This is a genomic window from Mycobacterium stomatepiae (assembly GCF_010731715.1).
Classification (GTDB): Bacteria; Actinomycetota; Actinomycetes; order Mycobacteriales; family Mycobacteriaceae; genus Mycobacterium; species Mycobacterium stomatepiae.
Genome location: NZ_AP022587.1, coordinates 5,836,378 through 5,848,816, shown reverse-complemented (window position 1 = coordinate 5,848,816; position 12,439 = coordinate 5,836,378). Strand labels below are relative to the sequence as shown.

Below are 12,439 nucleotides of genomic sequence, written 5' to 3'. Positions count from 1 at the left end.
GCTAGGAGTCCAACCTTTCTAGCATCGGGAGCGTCGTGTGTTGCGGCCCGATTCCAGCGGCGCCGGCTCCTAACCTCGGCGGCGCCTTGGGCCCGCCGGCCCCGCCCGCGCTCAAGGCAGTGATCAATTCGTGCACGGTGATCCCGCCGAGCATGCGGGCCACCGGAACCGAGCTCCCCACCGTCCGGCGTAGGCGTTTGCGCAGATCCAGCGCCAGCAACGAGTCCACACCAAGGTCGATCAGAGAGGCACTCGGGTCAATCGAAGACGAATCACCCAAGTGCAAGGTCGCGGCCAGTTCGGCACGCACCACCTCGGCGAGCGGTTTCGCAGCAGAGCCGTTGTCACGCTCGGAGCTTTCGCCGCTGCCGGATCCGGTGAATGGCGTTGGCATTCCCTGGCTTTCGAAGAAGACCGCGAGCCTGTCGAATTCCGCGTCGAAAATCAGAGGATCACCGTCGTAACCGTACAGGCTAGCTTCGATCGCCAGTTCGGGGTCCATCGCTATCAGACCGGAACGCTCGGTGCGGGTGATCTCGTTGGCCCCCACCACACCGGCGGCCTGCCACAGTCCCCACCGGATCGCCACGCAATCCCGGCCGCGGGCCCGCAACTGGGCGGCCAGGACGTCGAGCATCCGGTTGGAGGCCGCGTACGCCGCGTGGTGGTAGCCGCCCCAGACGCCGAACACCGACGAGCAGGCCAGAATCCGGCAGTCGGGTTGCGTCGGCCAGGCTTCGGCCAGCACCACCAGTCCGCGAACCTTCGCGTCACATACCTCGGCCACATCCGTGCCGGTGAGTTCCTCGCGCAGCAGCGCTTTGGCGATGCCGGCGGTGTGGATCAGCAATGACGCACCGGGGCCGCCATATTCGAAGGCGACGGCGGACACCGCGGCGGGATCGGTGATGTCGCACAGCGGGGCGTGGACCACCGCGTCGGAATTCTCCGACAGCCGCGCCAACGCGTCCGGGTCAACACCGTTGCGGCTCAACAGGATAACGGTGCGCGCCCCGTGCTCGATGCAGTACCGTGCGTATTGCAGGCCGATCGCGCCGCTACCACCGGTGATCACCACATTGTCCAGCGCGGCGGCATCCAGTGGCCGGCTGGTCGCCGATCCGCCGCATTCACGGAACGTCCGGACATAGCGTCGCGGCAATTCGGTGCCCCGCAACGCGATCTCGGCTCCGTCACCGATCAACACGTCGACGGCCGCGAGCGCGGTCGGGGCGTCGACGTCGCGGCCGGGCAGGTCCAGGTGCCCGAAGGCCTGGTCCGGGAATTCGAAACCGACGCTGCGGTGCATCGCGGCCAGCGCGGCCTGTGCCGGTGAGACGTCCGGTTCATCGCGATCGACCTGTTCGGCGCCCACGGTGAGCAACCAGACGGCGCGGCAGCGTGGTCCGATGATCGCGGCGTAGTCGGGTAAACCCGCGTCGGCCCGGCCGGCGATCTGGTCAATCGCCGCCAGCGCATCCAGCTCGTGGAGTTCCGGGGCGATGACCACGACGACTTCGGCCTCGTGCAGCGGGACCGCCCAGCAACCGTTGAGGGCGGCAACGGTGTCGATCAGTTGCCGGGTCAGGTCACTCGCGGCGGTCTCGCCGAAAAAGCCGATGGCACAACCGGTTGCGCCGGAGGCGGTCGGTGACGTGACCTGCCGCCAGTCCTCGACGGCGGCGGTCAGCACGGGAACCGCGACCGTGTCGGTCAGCGGTTCCGGTGTCGCCCACAGATGCACCGCCCGCATCGGCGCGTTCGGGAACCGCGGCAGCGGCGGCTGGATCCCGTTCGGAATCGCGTTGGCCCACCGGCTACCCGGGTCGGCGGCCGCGACGGCGGCGATGTTCGCAGACAGCGAGTCAGTGATGGATTTGTCGCGGTGCCCCGACCCGACGATCACGGCCGACTCCTCGTCGACGATGTCGGCGAGCGGATACAGCAGCGACGGGTGAGCGGACAGCTCGACGAACGTGTCGACCCCGAGTTTCTGCGCGTGCCGCACGGCGCGATCGAATTGCACCGTGCCACAGAGATTCTCATACCAATACTCGGAGAAGTCGGTGTCGAGTTCCACCTCGGTACCGAACGTGGAGCCGACGAACCGCGCGTCCCCGCGCCGAAAGACCGAATCGGGTACCAGCTCGATCAGCGGCGTGCGCAACGGCCGCAGCGCACTGGTATGGCCCGGATAGTCTACCGACAGTTGATGATTGAAGATGCCCCGGCGCTCGGCCAGTTGCACCGCGGCGGCGACCGCGTCGTGGTCACCGGACACCACGGTCGACGACGGCCCGTTGACCGCCGACACTTCCAGCCAACCCGGTGCATCGGCCAGCAGCGACTCCGCCTCTTCGACGCCCACTCCGAGCACCACCATCGCGTACCGTCCGGTCAGCCGGTCGACGACGGTCGCGCGCGCACCGACCAACCTGACCGCGTCCGGCAGCGTGATGGTGGCGGCCACATACGACGCCGCCACCTCGCCGAGGCTGTGCCCGATGGCGACCTCGGGAACCACCCCGTGGTTTCGCCACGCCGCGGCCAGGCTGACCGCGTGCGTGAACTGCGCTCCCTGGATCTGGGTCCGCGACCAGTTCTGCTCCAGCTCGTCGGTCAGGTACGGCAGCGGTGAGGGCAGCCCGGCCGCGACGAACGCCGCTCCGCACTCGTCCGCGGTCTCCCGATAGGCCGGCAGCCGCCGGTAAGCGTCGGCGCCCATCCCCTGCCATTGGTTGCCCTGGCCGGGAAGAACGAACGCGATCCGCGGCGTCGAGGTTTTAGCGGACCAAGTGATCAGGGGGTGCTCTTCGTCGCCGGCGAGCGCGGTCAGGCCGTCGAGGAGTTCGGTGCGATCGCCCGCGCGTAGCACCGCGCGGTGACGTCGCACTCGCCGCAGCCGCAGCAGGGTCGACGCGATCGCCGCAGCCACATCCGGTGCGGCGTTACCGGTGCGGTCCAGATAGTCCAGGATGGCCGCCGCATCTCGGCGGATCAGCTCCTTGTCGTGCGAGCTGAACAGCACCGGCACACGGCCGTCGGGCAACACACGATCGAGCACTACGCCACCTCAGGCATGGAGACGATCAGATGTGCGTTGGTGCCCGCGATCCCAAATGCCGACGCCACGGCCGTCCGTCGGCCGGCGATCACCGGCCAGGGCGTCAGAGTCTGCGCTAGGCGTAAACCCTGTCCTTCCCAGTCGATTTCGGGGCTGGCCTCGGTGGCGTGCGGGGTGGCGGGGATGGCGCCATGTGCGGCCGAGACGAGAACCTTGGCCAGGCCGAGCGCGCCGGCGGCGGCCAACGAGTGGCCGACGTTGGATTTCACCGAACCCAGCAGCGCTCCGGAGCCGGGTTCGGTGTCGCCGTATGTTTCTGCCAGCGAACGTAATTCGGTGCGGTCGCCGAGCCGGGTACCGGTGCCGTGCCCCTCGATCATCCCGACTTCCTCGGGCGTGATCCCGGCTTGGGTGATCGCGCGGCGGAACAGCCGGACCTGCGCCTCCTCGCTGGGGGCGGACAGGCCCGCGCTGCGGCCGTCCTGGTTGACGGCGGTGGCACGGACTTCGGCGATGATCTGCCGGTCGGCCCGCAGCGCGGCCGATTTGCGTTGCAGCACAAACATTGCCGATCCCTCGGCCCACACCGTGCCGCTGGCCTGCGCGCTGTACGGACGGCAGTAACCGTCATCGGAGAGCGCATGCTGCTTGGAGAACTCGACAAAGAAACCCGGCGAGCCCAGCACATTGACCCCACCGGCCAGCGCCAGGTCGCAGTCGCCGTCGCGCAGGGCGCGCACCGCAACGTGGAAGGCCACCAGCGCCGACGCGCACGAGGAGTCGAGGGTGAGCGCCGGACCGGTCAAGCCCAGCGTGTACGCGACCCGGCCCGAGATCACGCTCAGCGCCGTCCCGGCGAGCAGATGGCCACTGTGGCGGGAGAACTCGGCCATCTCGGGCCCGTAGCCGGTCATGGACGCGCCGACAAAGCACCCCACATCGTGGCCGGCAAGGTCGTCGGGATTGATGCCGCTGTTCTCCAGCGCGCGCCAAGACACCCGCAGCGTCACCCGCTGCTGTGGGTCCATCGCGATCGCCTCGCGCGGCGAGATGCCGAAGAATTCCGGGTCGAATGTTGCTGCCCCGCTGAGGAATCCACCGCGGTCGTGGATCTGTTTGAATCCACTGCGACGCGATCCGGCGAGCAGGTCGGCGACCGACCAGCCGCGGTCGGCCGGAAACGGGCCTAGCGCTTCGCGACCGTGTGCCAGCATGTCCCAGTAGCTGTCGGCGGTGTCGATGCCGCCGGGTGCTTCGACGGCCATCCCGACGATCACGATGGGGTCGATATCGATGGGTTCTAACCCGCGCTCAGACATCGGCGTTCACCCGTGCGGCGATCGCGTCGACGTGGTCGTAGACGTAGAAGTGCCCGCCGTCGTACAGCGACAGCTCGAAGGACCCGGCGGTGTGCCGTTCCCAGCGCCGCAGCACATCGATCGCGATGCGGTGATCGTCGTGGCCACCCAGGACGTGGATGTCGGTACCGACCCGGATGTCGGGACTGGGGTCGTAGCGGTTGAAGGCCTGGTAATCGGTGCGCATCGCGGTGGTCAGCAGCTCGGAAAATTCCTCGTCGGCAAGCAGCTCGGGATCCGTGCCGCCCAGGTCGGCGAGTTCGGCCAGCACTTCGTCGTCACTGGTCGGCAGCTCCGGCATCTCGGCGACGACGCACGGCGGCGGACCCGCGGAAGCCCACAGCTTCTGCACGTCGACGTCGCGCTCTTCGGCCACCCGGGCAAACTCGAACGCCACGACGGCGCCCATGCTGTGCCCGAACAACCGCAAGGGTGCGACGCTGCGCCAAGGCCCGGCCTCAAAGAGTCCGAGGGCAAGGTCGTGCACCGTCTCGTGGGCGGGCTCGGCCAGCCGGTCGGCGCGCTGCGGGTACTGCACGATGTACGTGTCGCCACCCGCGGCCAGCGCGGCGGCCAGCACCCGGTAGCTCGCGGCGGCCGCTCCTGCGTGCGGAAACACCACTGTGGCGCCCACGGTCGATTTCTCGCTGCGGCCCGGCACGAGCTTGATCCAGGACGGGAAGGTGGACGGCATGCTGATCAGATCACGGAATGTCATGGTGCTCACTGAGGGCCCGGGCGACGTTGCTACTGACGTCCGCCCCGCCGGCGGCGGCGGCGGAGCCTGCGGCTACCAGCCCTGACCGGTCGGCCAGCGACAACGTCCGGACGGAGGTCAGGTCCTGACACGTCAGGCTGTCAGCTGGCTGAACAGCGCCAACACCGATGCCGACCAGTTCGGCTACCTCCGCACGGATGTCCTCCGAGCCCGCGGGGGCACGCACCACGAATCCTCCCTGAATTAGCACAGGCTGCCCTAATTTTTTGGCTACCCTATCCTCTCTCCCTGCGCCGTTGCTACCAAGCCCCCGTTAAGGAACCCCGGTGATCCCGGACACAGCGCAGCCCGTGGCAGGGGTTTACGTCGTTCCCCGGCCTCCCGAACCGTCCTGCGGCCAGCGATTGCACACCCGTCTGCCCGCTGGCGGCGGGCAGACGAAGCGACTGTGCCGGAGGCTCACGCCCGCCAGCTCGTGAACCCGGCGAGCGGGCGCGGGATGGCAAATCGGGATGGCAAATGTCGAATCGCGCGTGCACAGCATGTTCGGCCGCATCACGCGCCGGCCCAAGGCTTGGAGTGTGAAGTCACGCCCTGAGTGCAGGCGCCGACCTTCGTGCACACTCCACGCCAGAACGGCGCGAGGCGGCTAGCGGCGCGGAGCGGCTAGCCGCTCAGCCCCGAGAACATGACCCGGCCCGGGTCGAACTTCTGTCGCACGGCCGACAGCCGGGACAGGTTTTGGCCGAAGTAGCGCGCCGGCGGCTGGTTGGCCTCGATGTAGTTGACGTAGCCGCCGACCGAATACGGTCGCACCGCCTGGTGTGCGGTGCTCAGCCAGTTGGTCGCCGCCGCCGCGTCGCCGGTCTCGACGTACCACTGCACCAGCGCGGCCTGCTGGCGCCACGGATACGCGGTGGCACCCGGGGCGACGGTGGCCAGCGCACCGTCGAGGGCGTGCATGATTGCCAGCATGCGGCCCGCACCGCGCGGAAAAGCGCTGACCGCGGCGGCGATTCCCTGGGCGGCGGCCGGGGTGAGGCTCTGAAACACATCGGACCCGCCGACGTAGCCGAGCGGCTGCGGGTTCAGGTTGTTGACGGCCAGATATCTGACCATGTCCATGCGGTTGAACGTGTGGGTGTCGGTCCCGGACGGTTGCAGGCCGACGGCGGAAACGATCGCGTTCGCCACGCTCGGTCCCGACCCGGCCGGGCAGGTCGCGAGAATGCGGCAGTGGGTGCCGAATCCGTCGGTGGTGCTGTCCGCCAGTGCCCAGCTGTTGCGGTCGGCGGTGCGCAGCCAGTTGGCCCAACCGACCAGCACCTGCGCGAACGCCTGCGCCGGGAAATCGAGGTTGACGGCGTCGAGGTCGCGGGTGGGGAACGTGTTGAAGGTCAGCGAGGTGGTCACCCCGAAGTTGCCGCCCCCACCGCCGCGCAGCGCCCAGAACAGGTCTGGGTTGCTATTGGCGGACGCGGTGACGGCCTGCCCGCCGGGCAGCACCACCTGCGCCGAGGTCAGTTGGTCGCAGAGCAGCCCGGCATGCCGGGAATCGGCACCCATCCCGCCGCCCAGCGCGTGTCCCGCGGCGCCCACCGACGGGCAGGTGCCTGTCGGCACTCCGCGGCCGGCACCGGCCAGCGTCTCGTGCATCGAGTACAGAGTCGTCGCCGGTGTCACCGTCACTTGCCCGGTGGCGGCGTCGTAATTGGCACCCCCGGGCAGCTGGCGCAGGTCAAACACCATGGCGCCGTTGGCCGTTGACGCACCGATGTAGGAGTGCCCGCCGCTGCGGGGAGCGACTTTGAGGTGATTGGCCGCGGCGAACGCCATCGCCTTCTGTACATCGGCCGCCGAGGTCGGAGTGACGATCGCCGCCGGGGTCAAGCCGTTGTAATTGGTGTTGAAAACCTGCTTGGCCGCGCTGAATTGCGCACTGTCGGGGAGCAGCACCTTGCCACCGAGGGCGGACGAAAGACCTTCCCAGCCAGTGGCATTCGGTGCTGCGGTAGCCGGCGCGGAACCGAGCCGGCCGGTGCCGAACACCGCCCCGGCCGCTAGCGCCCCGGCGGCGCCGCGCAGGAACGTCTGCCGCGAGATCTCACGCGCCATCGTCGGACTCCCGCGATTGCGTCATGTCCCGCATTGTTAAACCTCGGGATCCGCGACAGTGCCCGACGTGCGGCGGCATAACCGAAACGAGCCCGAACCGTTACCCGCACCTGACCGAACGCTGGCAGCGGGATTCCCCGTGGCGCCGGATCGGGCTTACGCTAGTGATCGATCGCGTCCACAAGGGGCTGAGCAAAAGCGAAGGAGCGAGCAATGGCGCAGGGACTGTATGGACTGCTGGCCGTCGTCGCCTTTGCCCTGGCCTTGGTATTCGCCACGTTTGCTGCCGTATACATCAAACGCCTGGGGGACCTGACGCCTACTGCGATCGGCGACGAAATCGGAATCGCCAGAACGGTCACTCAGAAGGTGCGTAAACGCGAACCCCTGTCGCCGGATGAGCTGGAGTACGCGAAGCAAATCATCGGTGTCCGCAGCTCCGTGATGACGTTCTACATCCCCGGCGCATTATTCTCGATCGGTTGCTTCTACGTGTTCGGCAGCCTGTACCACTTGCATGGGGCGACGCCGTCGGAGCGGACATTCCTCGGGGTGTTCCCGATGCTTGCCTCCATGAACTTCACGACTCAGATTCTCCGCAGCGTGAGGTTGAAAAGGCGCCTGCGGCAACTGCCTTGAGCAACGGCGAGGCCGTTAGCCATATCCGCTCGACGTCGGATTTCGTCACGCCGACAACATGATCAGCAAAGGCCTGGTCGGGCCGTTTCGAGCCGCCGTGGGTTTGATTTGGCCTGTTGATGTTGCCGCGAGATGCGGCGGATGGCAACGTCCGTGGTCATTGTGTTCTCGTTTTCGCGAAAAGCCGCTACTCTTGACGATCAGTCGTCGCGTTAGGTACATGATCGTCTACTATCCGGGTGGCGTGAGGGCAAGGGTGGAATGGGCGCGCAAGGTCTGAGCCGGAATTCGAAGAGGTGATCGAGCGAGCCCTCGTTCGGTCGGCAGGACCGTCTTGGCGCGAGTCTGGATGCCATTGGTTGCCGTCATCGCACTCACTGTCGGCGGGGTGGCCATGTGGAAGGTGCACGAATTCTCCGATCCCCCACCCGTGATCACCGTCAACCAGCCCGCGGCCCCACCGGAGTTCAGCATCAAACGGGTCACGTATGAGCTGTTCGGCTCGGTCGGGGAAGGCGGGATGCTCGTCTGGGTGGACGTCAACGGACATCCGCACCGGGTCGATCTGACGACTTTGCCGTGGTCGCACACCGAGTCGACCACCCTCACCGTGGTGTCCGGCAGCATCTCGGCGCAGGTCCATGGTGGCCAAGTCGGGTGCCGGCTGCGGGTGAATGGCGTTGTCCGCGCTGAACAGTCCGATGCCCATCAAGACGCTCACGTCTTTTGCCTGGTGAAGTCCGCATGAGCGAGCATCGGTCGCAGCCTCCGGTGAAGCGACCCTTCATCCCCCGAATGGTCCGCATCTTCGCGATACCGATCATCGTCTTCTGGGCCCTGCTGGCCGTGTCGACGAATACCTTCATGCCTCAGGTCGAGCGGGTCGCCGAGGAGCTCGCGGGGCCGGTGGTTCCTCACTACGCGCATCGCAGCGGGCGTTGTTGTCCATCGGTGCGAAGTTCCAGGAGTCGAATTCGACCAGCTTGGCCATGATCGTGCTGGAAGCCAATCGGCCGCTGGGCGACGCAGATCACCAGTACTACAACGATTTGATGCGCCGGTTCAAGCAAGACCCCAAGCATGTGCAGTACGTGATGGATCTGTGGGGCAAGCCGATCACCGCCGCGGGGGCACAGAGCCTCGACGGCAAGTGCGCGTATGTGCTGTTGCGTCTCGCCGGTGACATCGGCCAAATGCAAGCGAACGAATCCGTTGCGGCCGTTCGGGATATCGTCGCGAAGGACACGCCCCCACCCGGGCTCAAGGTCTATGTCAGCGGGGCGGCCCCGCTCGCCTCGGACACGGTGGGGATTGCGAATTCCAGCCTGAACAACATCACGATCGTGACGATCTTTCTCATCATCGCGATGCTGCTACTGGTGTACCGCTCCATCGTCACCCTCTTCGTGCCGTTGGCCGGAGTCCTGTTCGAGATGCTGGTCGCGAAGGGGGTCATCGCAACCCTCGGGCATCTCGGGTACATCGAGCTTTCGTCCTTCGCGGTGAACATCGTCGTCGCGCTGACCCTGGGAGCGGGCACGGACTACGGCATCTTCTTGATAGGCCGCTACCACGAGGCACGACATGACGGCGAAGGCAGGGAGCAGGCGTTCTACACCGCATACAAGAGCGTCACGCCCGTCATCCTCGGCTCGGGCCTGACGATCGCCGGAGCGTGTTACTGCCTGACTTTCGCGCGTCTCAACTACTTCCACACGATGGGGCCAGCCGTTGCGATCAGCATGCTGTTCACGATCGCGGCGGCGCTGACGCTTGGCCCGGCATTTCTGACCGTGGGCAGCCTGTTCGGGCTCTTCGACCCGAAAAGCAAAGCCAAGGCGCATCTGTACCGACGGATCGGGACCAGCGTGGTGCGGTGGCCGGTGCCCATCCTGGTGGCCAGCACCGCTGCCGTCATGCTCGGAGCGATCTTCGTCCCGACGTACCGGCAGAACTACGACGACCGTCAGTATCAGCCGCACGATTCCCCCGCCAATCTTGGTTTCCAGGCGGCAGATCGGCACTTCCCGAAGAGCAAGCTGTTTTCCGAGATGCTGATGATCGAGTCGGATCATGACCTACGCAATTCGGGCGACTTCATCTCGTTGGACCGCGCGGCCAAGGCTCTCGAACGTCTTCCCGGCGTCGCGATGGTGCAAAGCATCACCAGGCCGATGGGACGAGCGTTGGAACACGCCACCATCCCCTACCTGTTCACCACCCAAGGCAGCGGCAGTGGCCAACAGCTCCCGTTCACCCAGCAACAAAACGCCAATACCCAAGAGCAAGCGGAGATTACGAACCATACCGTCGCGGTCTTGCGCAAGGAGATCACCTTCTTCCAGACGATGTCGGACGAGATGCACAAGACGGTCCTCACGATGGTGGACATGCAACAGGTCACCGACGAGTTGAGGTCGAACCTTGCGAACCTCGAAGACTTCTTCCGGCCGATGCGCAGCTATTTCTATTGGGAGAAGCACTGTTTCGATATTCCGGTTTGTTACGCATTCAGGTCGCTGTTCGAGTCGATCGACGGCCTCGACAAGATGGCCGACGACATCAAGGACGCCGTAGCCTCGCTCGAGGTAATCGACAAGACCTTGCCGCAAATCATCACGCAGCTGAAACTCACCGCCGACGACTCGGAGGCGTTGGCCAGTCTTCTGGTCAGCACCTACGGTCAGTCGTCGCTGCAGTCCACTCAGACCGACCAGACATTCGACGACCAGATCAATGTGGGCCTCGACTTCGACCAAGCCCGCAGCGATGACTTCTTCTATATCCCACACGAGGGTTTCGACAACGAGGACGTCAAAACCGGTATGCAGCTGCTGATGTCACCGGACGGCAAGGCGGCCCGCATCATCGTCACCCATGAGGGAGACGCCAACGGGCCCGAAGGTGTGCAGCACGTCGAACAGTTCCCCACCGCAATAACCGTGGCGCTCAAAGAGACCTCGCTGGCTGGCTCCAAGGTTTATATCGGCGGTTCGGGAGCGACCAACAAGGACATCAAGCAATACGCCGCGTCCGATCTGCTGATCGTGGCGATCGCCGCCTTCGTGCTGATCTTCTTGATCATGTTATTCCTGACGCGAAGTCTGATGGCCGCCTTGGTCATTCCCCTCACGGTGGCCTTCTCTTACGCCGGCGCGTTCGGGCTTTCCATACTCGTGTGGCAGCATCTGATCGGTCTGCCTTTGCACTGGTTGATATTGCCGCTGACGTTCATCATCTTGGTGGCGGTGGGTTCGGACTACAACCTGCTGTTGATCCTTCGCGTCAAAGAGGAGCTGCACGCCGGAATTCACACCGGTCTGATCCGCGCGCTCGGCAGCACGGGTGGCGTGGTCACGTCGGCGGGGTTGGTGTTCGCCTTCACGATGCTGGCAATGCTGACAAGCGATCTGCGAACGATCGGTCAGGTGGGTTCCACCGTGTGCATCGGCCTGCTGCTGGACACGCTGATCGTGCGGTCGTTCGTGGTGCCGGCGATCCTACGGATCCTCGGGCCGTGGTTCTGGTGGCCGACGCTGGTGCGTAGCCGTCCGCTGCCGCAGCCACAAACCACGTAGCCGCACTGGGCATTATTGGGCGGTCCACCCACCGTCGATGGAGTAGCTCGCGCCGGTTATGGTGGCGGCCGCGTCGCCGGACAGGAAAACCGCTAGTGCGCCAACGTCTTCCGGGCGGGTGAACCGGGCCATCGGCTGCTTTTCGGCGACGAATTCCTGCTTGGCCTCGTCAAAGGACTTTCCCGTCGCGGCGGCGAACGTTTCGATTTGCTGCGCTATCAGAGGTGTCATGACCCACCCGGGACAGATTGCGTTGCAGGTGATGCCGTGGTCGGCGGTTTCGATCGCCGCTACCTTGGTCAGTCCGACGACGCCGTGCTTGGCTGCGACGTAGGCCGACTTCTCGGCGCTTGCGACAAGGCCGTGCGCTGAGGCGATGTTGATGATTCGGCCCCAGCCGCGGCGTTTCATCCCGGGCAGTGCGCACCGAGACGTGTGGAAAACGGCCGACAAATTCGTCGCGATCACCGCGTCCCACTTCTCGACCGGAAAGTCCTCCAGCTTCGCCACGAACTGGACGCCGGCATTGTTGACGAGGACATCGACCGATCCGAAGGTCTCTTCGGCCTCGGCGATCATCTCGGCGATCTCGACCGGCTTGGTCACGTCGGCACCCGAGTAGGCCGCCGTCGTCCCGAAAGTCTCCTCGATATCGCGCCGTAGCTGCTCGATGGCGTCCGGGTCGCCGAAGCCATTGAGGGTGACGTTCGCTCCCTCCGCGGCGAAGGTCCGCGCGACGGCAAGACCGATACCAGACGTGGAACCCGTTACGACGACGGACTTTCCGCGGACCATCGGCGATTTTCCCTTCTTGGCGGATCTCGGCGACACCGGATTGACTATCCGTCGGGGCGATTCCGCACCCCACCCCACCAGACTCCGCACCCCGCCCCACCAGCGGGGCAGCGGTATATCGATTCGTTTTGTAACAGCTTGCGGATTGTTACCGAAGTTCTAGGCAGTGCGC

The 12,439-nt window shown here is 65.7% G+C and carries 8 protein-coding genes and 1 pseudogene; 3 read left to right on the top strand and 6 right to left on the bottom strand.

Annotated features, from left to right (window positions below; all coding sequences use genetic code 11):
• Position 1 precedes the first annotated feature (1 nt).
• The 5 genes from mbtD to G6N54_RS27700 form a co-directional block, all read right to left on the bottom strand.
• Positions 2 to 3,064, bottom strand: coding sequence for a mycobactin polyketide synthase MbtD (gene mbtD / locus G6N54_RS27720; protein ID WP_163793823.1), 3,063 nt, complete (start codon positions 3,062 to 3,064; stop codon positions 2 to 4).
• Positions 3,064 to 4,383, bottom strand: coding sequence for a beta-ketoacyl [acyl carrier protein] synthase domain-containing protein (locus G6N54_RS27715; RefSeq protein WP_163793821.1), 1,320 nt, complete (start codon positions 4,381 to 4,383; stop codon positions 3,064 to 3,066). Before G6N54_RS27715 ends, mbtD begins: the two co-directional genes overlap by 1 nt.
• On the bottom strand, positions 4,376 to 5,140 hold the full coding sequence (locus G6N54_RS27710) for a thioesterase II family protein (protein ID WP_163793819.1): 765 nt from the start codon (positions 5,138 to 5,140) through the stop codon (positions 4,376 to 4,378). Before G6N54_RS27710 ends, G6N54_RS27715 begins: the two co-directional genes overlap by 8 nt.
• The gene (locus G6N54_RS27705) at positions 5,127 to 5,366 is read right to left on the bottom strand and encodes a hypothetical protein (RefSeq protein ID WP_163793817.1); all 240 of its coding nucleotides are present in this window, start codon (positions 5,364 to 5,366) and stop codon (positions 5,127 to 5,129) included. The genes G6N54_RS27710 and G6N54_RS27705 overlap by 14 nt, the downstream gene beginning before the upstream one ends.
• A gap of 440 nt (positions 5,367 to 5,806) precedes the next feature.
• The gene (locus G6N54_RS27700) at positions 5,807 to 7,255 is read right to left on the bottom strand and encodes an FAD-dependent oxidoreductase (protein ID WP_163793815.1); all 1,449 of its coding nucleotides are present in this window, start codon (positions 7,253 to 7,255) and stop codon (positions 5,807 to 5,809) included.
• Positions 7,256 to 7,468: 213 nt separating this feature from the next.
• Between G6N54_RS27700 and G6N54_RS27695 the strand changes: the two genes are divergently transcribed.
• From G6N54_RS27695 to G6N54_RS27685, 3 genes and pseudogenes are all read left to right on the top strand, one after another.
• A complete protein-coding gene (locus tag G6N54_RS27695) occupies positions 7,469 to 7,894 on the top strand; it encodes a hypothetical protein (RefSeq protein ID WP_163793813.1) in 426 nt (141 codons plus the stop codon).
• 349 nt (positions 7,895 to 8,243) lie between these two features.
• Positions 8,244 to 8,642 (top strand): MmpS family transport accessory protein, encoded by a 399-nt coding sequence (locus G6N54_RS27690; RefSeq protein WP_163793811.1) that lies wholly within the window; start codon positions 8,244 to 8,246, stop codon positions 8,640 to 8,642.
• A pseudogene (locus tag G6N54_RS27685) lies at positions 8,639 to 11,472 on the top strand (MMPL/RND family transporter). The gene G6N54_RS27690 and the pseudogene G6N54_RS27685 overlap by 4 nt, the downstream one beginning before the upstream one ends.
• A 12-nt stretch (positions 11,473 to 11,484) precedes the next feature.
• Here the strand turns inward: G6N54_RS27685 and G6N54_RS27680 are convergent.
• Positions 11,485 to 12,303: a 3-hydroxybutyrate dehydrogenase gene (locus tag G6N54_RS27680; RefSeq protein ID WP_269475873.1), complete on the bottom strand. Its 819-nt coding sequence runs from the start codon at positions 12,301 to 12,303 to the stop codon at positions 11,485 to 11,487.
• Positions 12,304 to 12,439 lie beyond the last annotated feature (136 nt).

What these genes read in the sequence shown, in the direction of transcription:
- G6N54_RS27695 (WP_163793813.1), top strand. Translation starts at nt 7,469, where the DNA reads ATGGCGCAGGGACTGTATGGACTGCTGGCCGTCGTCGCCTTTGCCCTG.
- G6N54_RS27690 (WP_163793811.1), top strand. Translation starts at nt 8,244, where the DNA reads ATGCCATTGGTTGCCGTCATCGCACTCACTGTCGGCGGGGTGGCCATG.
- G6N54_RS27700 (WP_163793815.1), bottom strand. Translation starts at nt 7,255, where the DNA reads ATGGCGCGTGAGATCTCGCGGCAGACGTTCCTGCGCGGCGCCGCCGGG.
- G6N54_RS27710 (WP_163793819.1), bottom strand. Translation starts at nt 5,140, where the DNA reads ATGACATTCCGTGATCTGATCAGCATGCCGTCCACCTTCCCGTCCTGG.
- G6N54_RS27715 (WP_163793821.1), bottom strand. Translation starts at nt 4,383, where the DNA reads ATGTCTGAGCGCGGGTTAGAACCCATCGATATCGACCCCATCGTGATC.